General features: G+C 72.1%; 11 protein-coding genes. 6 read left to right on the top strand and 5 right to left on the bottom strand.

Annotated features, from left to right (window positions below; genetic code table 11):
- Positions 1-35 precede the first annotated feature (35 nt).
- The gene (locus tag ABZ919_RS18495; protein ID WP_361248604.1) at positions 36-839 is read left to right on the top strand and encodes an IclR family transcriptional regulator C-terminal domain-containing protein; all 804 of its coding nucleotides are present in this window, start codon (positions 36-38) and stop codon (positions 837-839) included.
- 82 nt (positions 840-921) lie between these two features.
- Here ABZ919_RS18495 and ABZ919_RS18490 read toward each other — a convergent pair whose 3' ends face one another.
- Genes ABZ919_RS18490 through ABZ919_RS18470 form a run of 5 tightly spaced genes read right to left on the bottom strand, consistent with a single transcriptional unit; the run spans position 922 to position 8,264 of the window.
- Positions 922-3,435: an acyl-CoA reductase gene (locus tag ABZ919_RS18490; protein WP_361248603.1), complete on the bottom strand. Its 2,514-nt coding sequence runs from the start codon at positions 3,433-3,435 to the stop codon at positions 922-924.
- Positions 3,432-4,598 carry an acyl-protein synthase gene (locus ABZ919_RS18485; RefSeq protein ID WP_361248601.1) on the bottom strand — a complete coding sequence of 389 codons (1,167 nt, stop codon included), beginning with the start codon at positions 4,596-4,598 and terminating at the stop codon, positions 3,432-3,434. The genes ABZ919_RS18490 and ABZ919_RS18485 overlap by 4 nt, the downstream gene beginning before the upstream one ends.
- Positions 4,595-5,731, bottom strand: coding sequence for a GNAT family N-acetyltransferase (locus tag ABZ919_RS18480; RefSeq protein ID WP_361248599.1), 1,137 nt, complete (start codon positions 5,729-5,731; stop codon positions 4,595-4,597). The genes ABZ919_RS18485 and ABZ919_RS18480 overlap by 4 nt, the downstream gene beginning before the upstream one ends.
- Positions 5,728-7,005 (bottom strand): MFS transporter, encoded by a 1,278-nt coding sequence (locus tag ABZ919_RS18475; protein ID WP_361248597.1) that lies wholly within the window; start codon positions 7,003-7,005, stop codon positions 5,728-5,730. Before ABZ919_RS18475 ends, ABZ919_RS18480 begins: the two co-directional genes overlap by 4 nt.
- Positions 7,002-8,264 carry a phenylacetate--CoA ligase family protein gene (locus tag ABZ919_RS18470; RefSeq protein ID WP_361248596.1) on the bottom strand — a complete coding sequence of 421 codons (1,263 nt, stop codon included), beginning with the start codon at positions 8,262-8,264 and terminating at the stop codon, positions 7,002-7,004. The genes ABZ919_RS18475 and ABZ919_RS18470 overlap by 4 nt, the downstream gene beginning before the upstream one ends.
- Before the next feature lie 680 nt (positions 8,265-8,944).
- On the opposite strand from ABZ919_RS18470, the gene ABZ919_RS18465 reads away from it, so the two are divergent.
- From ABZ919_RS18465 to ABZ919_RS18445, 5 genes are all read left to right on the top strand, one after another.
- Positions 8,945-10,138: a glutamate--cysteine ligase gene (locus ABZ919_RS18465; RefSeq protein ID WP_361248595.1), complete on the top strand. Its 1,194-nt coding sequence runs from the start codon at positions 8,945-8,947 to the stop codon at positions 10,136-10,138.
- A 175-nt stretch (positions 10,139-10,313) separates the two neighbouring features.
- Positions 10,314-12,095 carry an N-acetylglutaminylglutamine amidotransferase gene (locus ABZ919_RS18460; protein ID WP_361248593.1) on the top strand — a complete coding sequence of 594 codons (1,782 nt, stop codon included), beginning with the start codon at positions 10,314-10,316 and terminating at the stop codon, positions 12,093-12,095.
- Positions 12,071-14,320, top strand: coding sequence for a prolyl oligopeptidase family serine peptidase (locus ABZ919_RS18455; protein ID WP_361248591.1), 2,250 nt, complete (start codon positions 12,071-12,073; stop codon positions 14,318-14,320). Before ABZ919_RS18460 ends, ABZ919_RS18455 begins: the two co-directional genes overlap by 25 nt.
- Before the next feature lie 426 nt (positions 14,321-14,746).
- Positions 14,747-15,223 carry a hypothetical protein gene (locus tag ABZ919_RS18450; protein WP_361248589.1) on the top strand — a complete coding sequence of 159 codons (477 nt, stop codon included), beginning with the start codon at positions 14,747-14,749 and terminating at the stop codon, positions 15,221-15,223.
- 372 nt (positions 15,224-15,595) lie between these two features.
- Positions 15,596-16,783, top strand: a complete 1,188-nt coding sequence (locus tag ABZ919_RS18445) for a DUF2235 domain-containing protein (RefSeq protein ID WP_361248587.1) — start codon at positions 15,596-15,598, stop codon at positions 16,781-16,783.
- Positions 16,784-16,818: the final 35 nt, after the last annotated feature.

Genomic DNA, 16,818 nt, shown 5'->3' with positions numbered 1-16,818 from the left:
GAGGGCACGCGACCGGGACGAAGGGGGTACGGCTGATGAGTGGGCAGCGCGGAAGCGGGACCGGTTACGCCGACCGTTTCATGCGAGTGCAGCAGGCGTTCATCACTCTGGGCCCCGGTGCCCACCGGCTGTCCGCGATCGCCAAGGCGGCTGATCTCGACGACTCGACCACCGGCCGGATGCTGACCGCCGGCACCTACAACGGCACCTTCGTCCGGGTCGACCGAGGCCTCTATCAGCTCGGCAGCACGGTCGCCGACCTGGGTCTGCACGCCCTGTCCGAGGACAAGCTCTCCGGCGGCGAGGCCACCGAGGTCCTGCGGGGCCTGCGGGAGGCGACCGACAGCGGCCTGGTCTTCCTGTACATGCGGGCCCCGTTCGGCATAGCCGGCAGACAGTGCCTGGACATGGCCGTGGGGGACTCCGACCTCGTCGAACTCGGCATGACCCCGCGGGACGTCCTCTCCGTCACGCGGTCGCTGCGCACCGGTGCCTCGGGCCGGACGATCCTCGCCTATCTGCCCGCCCAGGTGCAGCAACGCGTGGCCGCCGACCCGGTCCCGGAGGAAGCGGGCCCCGGCGTCATCCGGGACGGCGACGAGCTGCTGGCCTCACTCGCCGACATCCGTGACCAGGGTTACGCCCTGGGACGCGAGGAGTGCATGGCGAAGTGGAACTCCGTCGCCGCTCCCGTCATCTGGGACGGTGCGATCTGGGGGGCGCTCCTGCTGCTCAAGCCCGTGGACGTCATGCCGGAAGCCCCCCAGCGCTATGTCCACGCGACCATCACCGCGGCTGCCCGGCTCAGCCGGCTCGGCGGAGCCTGGTCGGTGGACTGACCGCCCGCCCCGAGCCGCCGAACACCGCCCACCCGCGGGAGGACCGCCGCCGGCGGCCGCCCTCCCGCATCGCGTCACAGCACTAGCGCAGGTCGATGACCGGCCGCAGTTTGCCGCTGGTCGCCGTGCGCTCGAACTCGTCCCGCCGGACGGCCCGCACGGCGAGCGACACGAGTCCCTCCGCCTCCGCCGCGGCGAGTTCCGCCACCTCGGCGGTGAGAGCCGCGCGGACGGCCTCGGGACCGGGAGCGTACTGCTCGTCGAGCCGGACCGTCAGCCGCTCCCGTTCGGCACCAGGGGCCACCACGAGCTGCGCCTCGCCGTGATAGCCGAGCGTCTCCTCCAGGGCCCGGACGACGCGCCGGTAGTTGACGGAGTACGTGCCGACGCGGACGACGTCGCCGTAGCGCCCGAGCAGTTCCAGGCGGGGTACGTGGCTGCCGCACGGACACGGGCCCCCGACCGCCCGGCCCAGGTCACCGATCTCATAGCGCTCCAGCCGCTGGCCGGCCCGCGCCCGGGAGGTGAACACCAGCCGCCCCGGCTCGCCCGGCGCCACCGGCCGGTCCTCGTGCGGATCGAGGATCTCCAGGGTGTGCAGGTCGGTCAGCACGTGGTGGACCGAGCCCTCGGCGAACGCGCACTGGTACCCGAGCGGCCCCAGGTCCGTGCTGCCGTAGGCCGCGGAACGGATGACCTCCACCCCGAACTCGCTGCTGAGCACCTTGCGTTGCTCCGCAGTGAAGTGCTCGCCGCCGTAGAAGACCTTGCGGATGCCGCCGTAGGCACGCAACCGGTCCGCTTCGGTGTGGAAGAGCTGCCACAGGTACGACGGCATGCCGAAGACGGTGTCCGCCCCATGGGTGACCAGGGCCTCGGCCACCGAGGCGTGGTCGGGGCCCGCGGCGATCGGGAGCTGGGTGGCGTTCAGCCGTTCCAGGATGGAGAAGAAGCTGATGAAGCTCCCGTACATGCCGCCGCAGTAGAACAGGTTGGCCGCCCGGTCGTGGGCCGGGTCGAATCCGGCGGAGAGCAGTCCGTCCGCCGCGGCACGCATCTGGTTGCCGTAGTCGTCGCAGGTGAACACCGACAGCGCGGGCGCGCCCGTGGAGCCTCCGCTGCGGAAGTACAGGTGCGCATGGGGTGGGCCCAGGGTGGCGAGCGCGCGCTGCACTCCTTCCTTGCCCAGCAGCGGCGCGTCCGGCGCGGGGGGCAGCACCGGCGGCTCCACCAGGTCGTCCAGGCAGGCCACCGTACGGAAGTCCGCGCCGGTGGCGCGCACGCTCACCCGGCGGCTGTAGCGCTGCAACGCGTAGACACCGTCGTGCGGTTCGCCCTCGTAGCTCTCCAGCATGGAACCGACCGGGGTCACACGGGTGACGCCCGCCGCGAACAGCGCGCGCGACAGCGCGGCCACGTCCGCGCGGTCGCCCCCGATCGCCGCGGTCTGCAAGTAGCGGCGCATGGGGCGCAGCGTCGCGGTGACCGCGTGCCGGGGCAGGGGCTTGACCCAGACGGTGCGGTACAGCGGGGAGGCGTCGAGGGAGGGCCGGGTGTCGGCCAGCACCCGCCATGAACCTTCCTCGGCGGCGAACACGCGGGTGAGGCCCAGGTGTTGCTCCAGCCGTGCGAGCTGATGCACCGTGGTGATCTCCGCCCGCTCGGCCGTGCCCGGCGGCGAGGACGCCGGCCGCTCGGCGGAAACCTTCGCGAGGCGCTCGGCGAAACGTCCGGCGAACGCGAAGAGTTCCTCGGTTCCGGTGTCCTCCGTGTCGAGGTAGACCACCTGCGGGCTGGAACACGCCTGCTGCTCCAGCCGGCAGACGTCCTCGGCGAGGGCGTCGAGGACGCCGTCGTCACCCGCGGCCTGCCGGGTCAGACAGGCGAAGGAGATCCGGTGGCCCCACTCGACCACCCGGCAGCCGGGCGGCGCCAGTTCGCCCGCCGCCCGCACCGCGTCCTCGCCTCCCCACACCGCGATCGCGTCGGCCTGCCCGCACAGCGCCTCGAGCCACGCGCGGCGCGATGAGGGGAACCGCAGGGCGATGACGCGTTCGGCCGTCAGCCCGGAGGGATCGGCGGCACCGATCGCGGCGAGCAGGTCCAGGGCGAGGCCCGGGTCGGAGCTGCTGGTCTTGAGCACGTTGAGGTTGCCGGCCAGCAGTCCCTCGACGACGCTGAGCGGTGCCACGGCCGCGGCATTGCCGGGCGCCATGTGCACCAGCAGGCCGACGGGCGCCCAGGCCTCGTACACCGTCTCGCGGGCGTCCGGACGGGTCAGCCGCTGCGGTCGCAGGCCGCCCAGCTCCCGCCGCAGCTTGCGCTCCAGCGCCTCCCGGGTGAGCGCGGCGGCCAGTTCCGCCAGGACGACCGCGGCCTCGCCGGCCGGCAGGTGCCCGGCCAGGCGGCCGTACAGGGCGGAGGCGGGATCGGCCAGGTCACGGGCGACCGCGGCGCAGGCGCCGAGCACCACGTCGGTGGGCACGGGACGTGTCAGGACACGACCGGCGAGCTCCGGCAGCCCGGCGAGCCGCCGGCCGGCCTCGGCCTCGTCGATGAACTCGCCCTGCCAGAGGTGGAGTACGGAGGGGGTCACGACATTCCCTTCATCAGTTCGGCGGCGGCCACCGCACAGCTGCGGTTGCGGCTGACCCCGGCGCGGCCGTGCACGGTGAACCAGTCGGTGGACAGCGGGCAGGGACATTCCTCGCCCGGGTGCAGCGACGCGAGGTCGCCCATCACCACGCTGTGCGCGGGCACGGAGGTGATGTAGGGGCTCACCAGGTGCAGGAACCCGCGCTCGCCGTACGGCAGGGGACGCAGCGTCCCGGTGTCACGGACGGCCGCGCGCGACCACACCGGCACGTGCAGCCGGTGGTGCGCGCACTCGACGTACGGCACACAGTGCTCGACCGAGCCGAAGGTGTCGCGGATGCGGTCCCCCGGCACGCCGAGCAGGTCGGTGACCTCGGCGTAGAACGCCTCCTTGCCGATCTGCCGGTCGGCATGGCCCTTCCAGCCGCCGCCGAGCACCACCAGCGAACCCTCGGGCAGCGTGAGCGGCGGCAGCCCCATCGCGCGCATCCGCTCCAGGGTGAAGTACAGGAAGGCGGGGAAGCCCAGGATGCGCACCGGTACGTCGTCCCCGGCGTAGCGCCGGAGCGCCGCGATGCAGCCGTGCACGTCGAACTCGTGGCCGGTACCGGTGTGCCGCAGGGCGTGCGTGGTGTGCCGGGCCGGGGCGAAGTCGCACAGGTAGTTGTCGGTGAACGACGTGCCCAGCTTCAGCGAGGGCGCCGGCTCGTAGCTGTACAGCAGGTAGTTCACCGGCTGCTCGGGGGTGATCCAGCCGTAGTGGTCGAAGATCCGCGCCACCATGCGCTGCGCCGAGCGGATGGTCCACTCGTCGAAGAACATCTGTGACTTCTGGCCCGTGGTTCCCGAGGAGGTCAGATGCAGGAACACCTCGTCGCGCGGGATCGACAGCACCTCATGGCGCTTGAAGAAGGCGGCGGGCACCAGCGGGGTGCGCACCCCGGCGCCGACGGTGGGTGCGGGTGTCTCGGCCCCGTCCTGAAGCAGGGCGGCGAAGAAGGGGGAGCGGCGGGCGTGCCAGGCGGTGGTCTGCGCCATGGCTGCGGCGAACAGCTCGTCGGTGGCGGGGCCGGCGGCGTACGGCTGCGCCAGGTCGCAGAGCCGCTGCACATGGCCGAGCGCCGCCGGGTCGGGAACCTCGACGGGAGCGAGATGGGGTTTCATCGGGACACCTCGTGAAGGGGCAGATAGGTGGCGGTCCAGGCACTCAGGTAGGCGCCGAGGTACGGCTGGAGCAGCGGGCTGACGGCGGTGCTGCGGAAGTCGATCTGACGGCTGGTCCGCGACAGCACCACGTAGTCGTGGAGGCGGTCGCGGATGCGGCGCATCGCCGGGTAGACCGCGCTGGGCACGAACCCCGAGGCGAGGAACACCTCCAGGGCCTCGGTGTCGGCCAGCGGCAGCAATGCCTCGGCGTAGTCCGCGCCGGCCCGGGTCACCGCGGCCGTCAGCGCCTCCAGGGCGCCGGCCACCGCGGCCGGACGCGGATGGACGGCGACCAGGGCGCAGCTTCCCGCGGCGGCGTCGAGGTCGGCGTACGCCTCGAAGCTGCCGTCGGCGGCGACCAGCACCGCGTTGGGTGTGTGCAGGGGGAAGAAGCGGTCGTCGGCCTGCGGGAACAGCTCCAGGAAGCGGCGCCGCACGAAGGCGGGTGCGGTGATCAGCTCGATCGGTTCGGCACCGGTGGCCGCGCCCACCGTCCGGCGGGAGGGGACACGATGGGTGCCGGCCCGGTCGATGCCGACGCCGGTGGACACGGCGGACAGCAGCGGCGCCAGCCGTTCGGGCACGCTCGCCACCGGTTCGCGGTGTTCGAGTACGCCGTCGGCGTAGCGGGCGAACAGCGCGAGGGTCTCGCACCCCTCGACCTCGACGGCGTTCGGCAGCAGGCCGAGCGGCCGGAAGCCGTTGCGTACGACGACGTGCTGCGGGCCCTCGGTGACCAGGCGGACGGTGGCGTACACCGAGTCCAGGCGGCCGGTGCCGAAGGCCTGTGCCGAGACCGCCCCGGTCAACCGGGAGGCCAGCCCGCCGCCGCGATGGCCGGGATGCACGGCGAGGCCGACCAGCTTTCCGATGCGGCTGCCCGGTTCGGTCAGCACGACGGCGGAGCCCACCAGGGCGCCGCCGCGGGTGCGGGCGGTCAGCCAGTGCGCGGTGCCGTCGGTGATCAGCCGGCGCATGACGGCCGGGTCGCTGCCGAGCGGCACCGGATAGCCGTGGCCGTACACCTCGAAGTACAGCTGGCGCAGTTCGGCGATGTCCTCGACGCGGGCGGGGGAGACGACGGCGTTCACGACGTCACTCCCGCCGGCTCCTGCGCAACGGGCGGCCGTTGAGCCTCGGCGTCGTAACGGCGGGCCGTCCACCACAGCGCCAGCGCCACCGGTGCGAGACCCGCGCCCTGGACCAGGCACAGCGTGCGGGCGGTCAGATGGTCTCCCAGCGCGCCGAAGACGAGCGAGGACACCGGGAAGGTGGCACCCAGCAGCGCCTGCATGACCGCGAAGAACCCGGGCTTGTCGTCGGCGGGCACCAGCCGCTGGAACAGCGCGACGAACCGCACGCCGATCACCCCGACGCACCAGCCGACGACGGCCATCGAGGCGACCGCCGCCGTGTGTCCGGCGAGCAGTCCCGGTGCGCCGATGGAGACGGCCGTCACCGCGAGGCACGCGCTGCCGACGGCGGCCGGTCGGCCGGGCAGCCGCGCGCCGCTGAAGGATCCGACCAGGGTGCCCGCGCCGAGGGCCGCCTCCAGCGAGGCCACGGTCGAGCCGGTGGCGTGCAGCACCTCCCGGGTGTACAGGGGCATCACGACGTAGACGGCCGTCGTGAAGAGGTTGGCAGCGGCGAAACACGTCAGCACGCGCCGGATGAAGGGCAGATTGGCCAGGACCTGGCGCAGCGTGCGGCGGCTCGGACGGGACCCGTCCGCGTCCGGGTGCCCGGCCCCGGTCCGCGGGAAGCGGGAGGCGCCGACCAGCAGGGCGGCGAGCACGTACGCGGCCGCGCACGCGGCGATGACGGCGGCCAGTGAGCCCGCGTCGACGACCAGCGGGCCGAGCAGTCCTCCCGAGAGCCCCGCGACGGACTGGGTCGACAGTTCGAATCCGGTGGCCGACTCGATGTCGGCGGCGTCGACGAGTTCCGGCACCGAGGTGGTCAGGCAGGGATCGAACACCGCCTGACAGGCGGCCAGCGCCAGGCCGACCGCGTAGGCGGCGGCCACCGGCAGCACCCCGGCGTACGCCAGGACCGCGGCCGTGCCGGCCACCGCCCCCGCCACAGCTGCCGCGCAGACCAGCACCGTCCGGTGCGCCCAGCGTGCGACGATGCCCGCGACCACCGGAGCGAGCGCGACCGCGGGCAGCGTGCTCACCATGAGGAACAGGCCACAGGCGAGGCCCCTTTGGCCGCCGCCCGCCCGGCCGACGAGCCACCAGACCGCACCGACCTGGAACATTCTGCTCGCCGCCTGGGCGAGGAGCTGACCGGCCCAGACCCTGCCGAAGGACCGGTTGCGCAGCACGAGGGGCAGCCGCCGCACCGGCGCAGGTCCCGCGGTCACGAGTGCGGCCGTTCATCGACGACGCGGATGAGCTTGCCCGAGCGGGAGTTGACCGCGAGGTCCTGGTGCCGCACCCACTCGACCCTCAGCGGGTCCACGTGCCCGGCGGCCGTCGCCGTGGCGTAGAAGGGGCGTTGAGCGAGGAGGGCGGCTACGACGGACTCGCCCAGCCCGGCGTGGTGTGCGCCCGGACCGGCGGTCGCGAGCCGCAGCACCAGGCCGTCGCGGCCGTCCCGCCGCCGCACGACCAGCTGCAGGCCGGTCACCTCGCCCGCGGTGTCGGCCGCTCTGACGACGTCGTGGACGTCCTCGGTGTACAGCGAGACGGGACCGACCCGCACGCCCTCCTCGGCGCGGCCGAGGATGCGGAAGACACCGGTGTCCCGGTCGACCCACTCGGCCCGGTCGCCCGCCGGATAGCGGAGCACCGGCATGAGCCGCCTGCGCAGGTCGGTGACGACGAGCCGCCCGGGCACGCCGTTCGCCTCGACGGGACGGTCGGTGTCGTCGCTGAGGATCTCGGCCACCGTGTGCGGGGTGAACGCGCGGTGCACGCGGGTGTCGTCGCCGGGCACTGCCTCACCGAGGAGTCCGGCGTCCACGCTCGCGTACCCGAGGGAACGTGGCCGGGCATGCGGAAACGCCTCGCGGAGCAGCGGCAGTTGGTCACCGAAGAGGCATTCCCCGCCGAAGAACAGCAGCTCCACGTCCGGAAGCGTCCGGCCGGCGCGGGTGAGGCGCTCCGCGAGCGAGCACAGCGTGGTCGGTGTACCGGCGACCACCTGGACCCGGAACTCCTCCAGGGTCGCCGCGGTGGACTCCCAGGGCGCCGCGCCGCCGATGGGCAGGCGGACGTTGGCCACGGGAGAGCGGTGCAGCGAGTCCAGGACGAAGCTGAAGCTGGCGTACAGGTCGCCGGCGTAGAAGAGATCCGCCACCCGGTGCCCTGGCCGCAGCCCCGCACGGACCAGCCCGGCACCGAACGCGGCTGTGAACTCCCGCCACTCCGTGCGGGTGTAGTAGGAGAACTTCGGCGACCCGGTGGTCCCGCCACTGCGGAAGACGACCGCTTCGTCCAGCGGAGCGGTCAGCAGCCGGTTGCCACGGGGCGAGTTGGCCCGCCAGAAATCGGCCTGGGGCACCACCGGAAGGTCCGTGAGACGAGTGACGTGCTCGGGAAGCCGGGCATAGAGCTCACGGTAGAAAGGCGAATTGTGGCGCGCGAAACGTATGAGTTCCGCAAATGGTTGAACGGGCATCAATTCCTGCTCGAAGGCGTGGCCCGCCGGCACGGGAAATGTCCGGCGAGGCGCGACGGAGCCGGTCCACTATGGCGGGCGTGGACCGTGTCGCTGAGGGTGTGAAATGCGGCGCGCCATGACGAGTGGGGCGTCCGGTGCACCAGGATATCTCACTATGCGGAACGCACTTGCGTTAACTGGCCATGACGAACAGGGGGTTTGATGCCTCGTGGACGCGGAGCAAGGCCATTCGGTTCCTTCGGTCCCGGAGACGGTGATCACATCCAATCGGCCATGTATAACCGCTTGTTGAATGCGACTGAAGGGTGCCTTATGGAAAGCGGCCGGTGAAGGGGCTCCGGGCTATGGCCGGAACGGGACCGCGTCGATGTGCGGGGCGCTGTTCCGGGGATCGTCCTCGCCTGATCGCGCGGGCGGCGGAGTGGACGCGCAGGGCGGCCCCTTCTCGTCGGGATCGGTCGTACGGGCCGGAGTCCTCCGTGGGTCGGCCGGCGGTGTCGCGTCCGCATGCGACCTCTGCTCATCTGTGATAACGACGTCTCTGTAGAGCGCTGCCTGCTTAGCAACGGGCTGGGTGGGAAGTCGGAGGTGTGCACAGCCGCCGCCGGTGGGCCGGTGAGGTGGGCCGGTTCCCGGGCGAAGCAGTCAGGCGCCCGCCCGTCACGTGAGGAGCGTCCGTGACCGTTCGCATCGGAGTGGAAGAGGAGTTCCACATCGTCGAGGTGGAGACGGGTCTGCTCGTGCCGAGAGCCGACATCGTGCTGGAGAAGCTGCCCGGACCGACCTTCACGACCGAGTTGCAGCAGGCGACGGTGGAGACGAACAGCGATGTGCACACGTCTCTGGACACCTTGTACGGCGACGTCGTCGGCACCAGGCGCCGGCTCGATGCCGCGGCGACCGCACACGGGCTCGCGGTGGTGGCCGCCGGAACGGTGCCGCTGGCCAGAACGGCGGACATGCGTCCCACGGCCGGGCGCCGCTATCGCCGTATGGTCGACGAGTACCGCATGATCGCCGACGAGCAGCTGATCTGCGGAACCCACGTCCACGTCGACGTCCCCGACCGCGACGTGGCCGTACGCGTCATGTGCGAGGTGTCGCCGTGGCTGCACGTGCTGCTGGCCCTGTCCTCCAGCTCCCCCTTCTGGCTGGGTGCCGACACCGGTTATGCCAGCTGGCGGACCATGGTGTGGCAGCGCTGGCCCACCGCCGGGCCGCCGGGATGCTTCGCCGACGCCGCCGAGTACGACGCCGCTGTGCAGTGCCTCGTCGACTCCGGTGTCATCAGCGACGCCGGGATGATCTACTACGACATCCGGCCCTCCGCCCACCAGCAGACCCTTGAACTGCGCATCTGCGACGCCTGCCCCCGTGCGGAAACGGTCGTGCTGATCGCCGGCCTCTTCCGCGCCCTGGTCACCGACGCCCGTGAGCGGCTGGAGACGGCGGACGTCCCCGCCTGCGTGGGCCGGCACGAGTGGCTGCGCGCCGCTGCCTGGCGGGCCGCGCGGTCGGGCCTGGAAGGAACCCTGATCGATCCCGGAAGCCGGCACGAGGCGCCTGCGGTCCACGTGGTCCGCCGCCTGCTGAGGCGAGTGCGCCCGGCGCTCGAGGCCGCCGGGGACTGGCACACGGTCCGGGACCTCGCCGAGACGGCGCTCGCGGCCGGCAGCGCCGCCCACCGCCTGCGCCGCACGGCCGCGGAGGAGGACCTGCTGGCCTGCATCGATCTGGCGATCGCGGAAACCAGAGCCGATGACCACCCCCGTCACCGGCCCGGTGCCGGGCCCACCCCGCATCGCGCCTCCCCCGGGCGGCGGGGCGCGGACGCTTCGAGGACCCGGCCGGCCGGCATCGCCGACCACTAGAGCACGCACAAGGAGCGCAGGCACCTCACCGACGGAACCCGTACCCGCGCTCACCGTCAAGGAGGATCACCACCGTGTCGACCATTCCGGACCACATACCGACGGGCGGGCCCCCGCGCACCTCACCACCGCGCGACCCGCGCGCCCCCCACCCGCAGCGGGGAGGTGGTTCCGGATGTGTGGCCTGAGCGGAGAGATGCGCTTCGACGGGACGCGGCCCGACCTGGCGGCCGTCGAGCGCATGAGCGACCGGCTGGCCGCCCGCGGCCCCGACGGCCACGGAATCTGGTCGCGGGACGCCGTGGCGCTGGCGCACCGCCGGCTGAAGATCATCGACCTGTCCGAGCGCGGGGCCCAGCCCATGACCGACGCCGAGCAGGAGCTCACCGGCGTCTTCAACGGGTGCATCTACAACTACGAGGAACTGCGTGCGGAACTCAAGGCCCTCGGCCACCGGTTCCGGTCCACGTCCGACACCGAGGTCGTCCTCAGGGCGTACCAGCAGTGGGGCGCCGCCTGCGTCGACCGCTTCCACGGCATGTTCGCCTTCGCCCTCGTCGAACACCGGACCGGCCGGCTGATCCTCGGCCGCGACCGGCTCGGCATCAAGCCCCTGTACCTGGCGCAGGCCCCCGGACGCCTGCGCTTCGCCTCATCGCTGCCCGCCCTGCTCGCGGGCGGCGGCATCGACACCTCGCTGGACCCGGCCGCCGTGCACCAGTACCTCAGCTGGCACGCGACCGTGGCCGCGCCCCGCACCGTCCTGGCCGGTGTGCGCAAGCTCCCGCCGGCCACCGTACGCATCGTCGAGCCGGACGGCACCTACGAGGAGCACCGCTACTGGCAGCCTTCGTACACGCGCCGCCCCGAGCACGCGGGCATGCGCCCCACCGAGTGGCGGGACGCGGTGCTGGACGCCCTGCGCACCGCCGTACGACGGCGGATGGTCGCCGACGTCCCGGTCGGCGTCCTGCTCTCCGGAGGACTGGACTCCAGCCTGATCGTGGCACTGCTGGCCGACGAGGGACAGCGGAACCTGGCCACGTTCAGCGTGGGCTTCGAGTCGGAGGGCGGCGACGAGGGGGACGAGTTCCGCTACTCGGACCTGATCGCCAGGGAGTTCGCCACCGACCACCATCAGCTGGTGGTTCCCTCGGACCGGGTCTCGACGGCCCTGGACGCGGCGGTCGCGGCGATGAGCGAGCCGATGATGAGTCATGACGTCGTCGCGTTCCATCTGCTGTCCGAGCAGGTGTCCAGGCACGTGAAGGTGGTCCAGAGCGGTCAGGGTGCCGACGAGGTGTTCGCCGGCTACCACTGGTACCCCCGTCTGGCCGACGCCGCCCGCGAGGAGGAGCCGGAGAGGTACGCCGAGACGTACTTCGACCGGCCGCACGCCGACCTCGCCGCGATGCTGCAACCGCACATGCTGCCGCAGGACGACGTCTCCGGCCGGTTCGTCCGCGAGCACATGGCGGTTCCGGGGGCCGAGACCGCGCTCGACGCCGCCCTGCGGCTCGACACCCATGTCATGCTGGTGGACGACCCGGTCAAGCGGGTCGACAACATGACCATGGACTGGGGCCTGGAGGCCCGTGTGCCGTTCCTGGACCACGAGCTGGTGGAGCTGGCCGCCGCCTGCCCGCCGGAGCTGAAGCTCGCCGACGGCGGCAAGGGCGTCCTGAAGGAGGCCGGCCGCAAGCTGCTGCCGCACGAGGTGGTCGACCGCCCCAAGGGCTACTTCCCGGTACCGGCGATCACCCACATGGCCGGGCCCGTGCTGGAAAGGGTGCGCGAGGCACTCAGCGCCCCGGAAGCGAAGCGGCGCGGGCTCTTCCAGGACTCGTACGTCACCGGGCTCCTGGCGGCTCCGGACCGACACCGCACCAAGCGCGGGGCGAACGCGCTGTGGCAAGTGGCTTTGCTGGAGATATGGCTGCAGACGCACGGAATCTGACCGGGGAACCCCTCACGGAACGCACGCTCGACACCGCCGGGACACATGCCGAGCGGCCTGCCACCGCGCACCTGGCGCGGGCCACCGACGCATCCGCGACGGCCCCGGACGCCCGTGGCCCCGCCTTCGCCGCGCCCGCCCGCGGCCCGCTGCCGGAAGCCTCCGGGCCACGCGAGGCGACGACGCGGCTGATCGCGCACGGCTGCTGGTATCCCTCGGCCGACCCGGCCGGAACACAGGTCGCCTTCATCTGCGACCGAGGCGGCGTACCCCAGCTGTGGGCGGGCCCCGTCGACGGCGACGCTGTGCGCCTGCTGGACGACGGACCGGACCCCGTCCAGGAGGTGTCCTGGTCACCCGACGGCCGCTGGATCGCCTACACCACGGCCCCCGGCGGCGGTGAGCTCACCCGGGTGCTGTGCGTGCGCCCCGACGGCACCGACCGGCGCATCCTGGCCGGAGCCGAGCCGGGCAGCTCAGCCCACCTGGGCTGCTGGGCGCACGACGGATCGGCGGTCGCGGTCACCGTCGCGGTCCCCACCGCCGTACCCGCCCCGGACACCACGGCCGAGCCCGGTCCGGGCGACGCCGGCCCCGCCGCCGGTCTCCTGCCGGACCACTGGCAGGGCCGGATGGGCGATGCGGAACTCCTCGGTGCCGCACCCCGCACGGGCCAGGGGCCGGGTCCGTCACCGCCCCCCGGCACCGTCGGCACGAGGTCGGCCGGCGCCCCGGGCGACAGGCACATCGCCCCGGAGGACGGCTACGGCGACGGACTGTCGGCCTACCTCATCGACCCCGACGGCGTCGCCGCCCCCGTCCTGCTCGCGACCGAACAGGACGCGGCGACGCTCCTCGTGTGCGACCTCAGCCGCGACGGTGCACTGGCGCTGCTGCGCCGGGGTCCCCGCGGGCGGCGCGAGGCGGTCGTGCTGCGCACCATCGACCACGTGACGACCTGTGCGGTGCCGGTGGCCGACGGCGACCCGTGGATCGGCAGCTTTTCACCCCGCGCGGACACCCTCTGGCTGCGCAGCAACGCCCACCGGGAGTTCGCGGTGCTCCTCGCCGCGGAACTCGACCCGGAAGGGCGGCCGTGCGGCTGGTCCGTCGAGGCGTCACGCGAGGACTGCGACCTGGAACTGCTGCGATGCGTCCACGACGGCAGCGCCGCCGTGCTGGCCTGGAACGTCCGGGGCATGAGCGAGGTGGAGATCCTCGACACGGACCCGTCCGTCACGGCCGGGCCCGCCACGGACCCGCATCGGGCCGTGCCCCTGCCGCACGAAGTGGTCACGCGGGTCGTCCACGCCGGCACGCGGCTGCTGCTGGCCCTGTCCGGGTCCCAGCGGCGGCCCGGCATCTGGTGGCTGCCGGAGCGCACGGCCCCGGTGCGGACCCCGTGGTCGTCACGGGACGAGGACGCCGTTCCCCCGGGCCGGCCGCCGGTACGACCGGTCCACCTCCGTCCGACCGCACGGGACGGGCTGCCGCTGAGCGGCTGGTACTACCGCGCACCCGGCCGCGGCGCAGGTGAACCGGCGCCCTGCGTCATTTATCTGCACGGGGGTCCCGAGGACCAGGAGCGTCCCGTCCTCGACCCGCTGTACCACGAGATACTGGGACGAGGGCTGGACATCTTCGCACCCGACGTACGCGGGTCGTCCGGATACGGCCGGTCCTTCGTCGACGCGGACCTGGGCAGGGGCCGGTTCGCCGCGATCGACGACGTCGCGGACTGCGCCGCCCACGCGGTGCTGGCCGGCCCGGCCGATCCCTCCCGGCTGGCGGTCATGGGCCGCTCGTACGGCGGCTACCTCACGTTCGCCTCCCTGGTCTGGCACTCGGACCTCTTCCGCACCGGTGTGGCGGTGTGCGGCATGTCCGACTTCGCGACGTTCTTCGAGGGCACCGAACCCTGGATCGCCCAGTCCGCAGCCAACAAGTACGGTCACCCGGTGGGCGACCGTGAACTGCTGCACGCCCTGTCACCGATGAGCCGCATCGACGCGCTGCGCGCGCCGGTGCTCGCCGTGCACGGGGAACACGACACCAACGTGCCGCCGGGGGAGTCGGCGCAGTTCGTACGGGCGGCACGCGACCGTGGTCTGACGGCCGAACTGCTCACGCTGCGCGACGAGGGCCACGAGTTCCTCCGCGCCGACAACCGCCGGCTCTTCCGTCGCGCCGCCGCCGACTGGCTGCAACGGCACCTGACCGGCTGACCGGCTGACCGGCTGACCGTCATGGGCGGGCCGGGGTCTTTTCTCTGCATTCTTTCCCGCTCGAAATGCGAAGCTTTCTGTTCAACTTTTATTTGACACACAGGAGTTGCCCCGTGCTCACGTATCTGACGGTCTATTTGACGCGTCAACCTGCTTCCGGTGGACGGCTGACCCGATAGGAGAGACGATGGCCCTGAACGGGTGAGGCGAGTCGGATCCTTGCCGATTGTGTGTCGAGGCGCGGTGAACCAGTCAGCAGCAAGTGGACCGTGATTTCTGTTTCTTCTCGCATGCCAGTAACCGTTTGGCATCCCGTGTGAAGGAGAGAAAGAGTCGTCATGCCTATGCTGCTGATCAAGGGCGTGTACAAGATCGTTGGAGCGAGCCCCGACGGGGACTCGGTGCGCTTCTACCCGGGCAACCCGGATGAGTGGGACGGGCGCCGGCGGGACCTTCGTCGGTGTCGACGTCGACGCCCTGAAGAAGACGGTGAACTACCACCGGCTGACGACGGGTCTGGCCTACCCGACCTTCTGCCGCAACCTCTTCGCCGACCTGCGCAAGGCCATGGCCGAGGCGGTGGTGGAGGCGCGGAACACCGGGAGGGGGCTGTGGCCGGTCGACGTGACGGAAAGCGGGGTCAAGATCGACGATCTGTCCACGCTGACCCGTTCCGCGGTGGTCCTGCCCAAGCTGTTCCGGCGGCTGGCCGACTACCTGATACTCAACGACGGGAGTCCGTCGCTGGCGGGCTTCAAGGCGAATCTGGAGCAGCGGAACGACCGGCTGTTCATCGTCTCCAGCGGTCAGTCGACCGGTTTCGGCACCGTCGTCGAGGTCACCAACGGCAACACCGTGAAGCTCACCCGCCCTCCGGAAGACCTCGTCTTCGACGAGAAATAGCATGCACGGCCGCGTCCACGTCCGGCGGAAGGGACGGGCGTGGACGCCCGGGGCGACGCAAGCGCGGCACAAGGCGCAGGAGGCCGGCGGGGCTCGAACGCCGGGAGGCGGCGCGCCGTCATGCCCGCGTTCCTGCTCGTGTCGACCGCTGCGCTCGTCCTGCTCGTCCGGAGCGGCTCTTCGCCACCACGCTCCAGGGAGCACTGGTGGACGCCGACGGGATGCTGCAGGTCGTCGCCTCCCAGTCCGGTCCTGTTCCTCGCACACCGACTTGATCGACGAGCGCCCGCCAGGGCGTCCCGGAGCCGCGCGCAGGGGCGAGCCCGCGCAGAGCGACGACAACAGCCACTTCACACGGCAGGAGGGATGGTCATGATCAAGCGTCTGGTCGTCTGCTGCGACGGAACGTGGAACTTCGCCGACCAGCCGAGCAAGACGAACGTCACCAAGATCGCGCTGTCCGTTCACGCCGGACCCGCCGCCGGGAAGGACCAGCGAGTCTACTACCACAGCGGAGTCGGCACCCACCGGTGGGAGCGTCTGCGTGGCGGCGCGTTCGGTCTGGGGCTGTCCCGGAACGTCCTCGACGCCTACCGCTTCCTCGTCGAGACGTACGAACCCGGCGACGAACTCTTCCTGTTCGGATTCAGCCGGGGCGCGTTCACCGCGCGCAGCCTGGCGGGTCTGGTGCGCAACTGCGGCATCGTGCGCCGGGACCACGCCGACCGGATCCAGGACGCCTGGGCTCTCTACCGCGACCGGATCGAGAAACCGACCGGTGTGGCCTCCGCCTTGTTCCGCCGGTCCTACGCGCACGAGACGGACATCCACTTCATCGGGGTGTGGGACACGGTGGGCGCCCTGGGCATACCGGCACCGGGACCTCGGTGGCTCCGGCCGGTCGTGAACCGGTTCAACCGCCGCTGGGCGTTCCATGACACCGAGCTGAGCAGCTGGGTCAGGGCGGCCTTCCACGCGCTGTCCGTCGACGAACAGCGCGAGGCGTTCCGGCCGGCGCTGTGGCACCAGAAGCCGGGCGCCGCCGAGCGCGGCCAGGAGCTGAAGCAGGTGTGGTTCGCCGGGTCGCACTGCGATGTCGGTGGCGGCTACAACGAGACGGGGCTGTCCGACATAGCCCTGCTGTGGATGGCCGAGCAAGCCGGCCGGCACGGGCTGGAGTTCGACGCCGAGGCGCTCAGCGCGGTCGGGCCGGCTGAGAAGAAGCCGGGTGAGAGCGTCGATTTCCGCGTGCAGCCGGACAGTCTGGGCACGTTGCACCCCTCGCGTACGGGCCTGTACCGACTGGCCGAGCCGCTGCACCGGCCCCTGGGACGCGCGACGGACGCACAGGGCCGGCTCGACGGGAACGAGTTCCTGGGGGTGCCGGCCAAGAACCGCTACGACGCGGACAGCGACTACCGGCCGCCCGAGCTGCAGCGGTATCTCGCCGATCAGCAGCGCGTCCGGCTGGAGCCGGTGCTGCTGAGGCTCCACGCGGCGGAGCAGAGGGAAGGGGGCAGGCGCCGGCGGCCGGAAGAGGAGAGCGCGACGCGTGGCTGACCGGGTGCACGGGCGGCCGTGCGGCCGTGCGGCGA

The sequence above is a fragment of the Streptomyces sp. NPDC046759 genome (assembly GCF_040645475.1).
Lineage (GTDB): Bacteria > Actinomycetota > Actinomycetes > Streptomycetales > Streptomycetaceae > Streptomyces.
The sequence above is the reverse complement of the archived record's forward strand: the minus strand, read 5'-3'. Positions and strand labels throughout refer to the sequence as shown.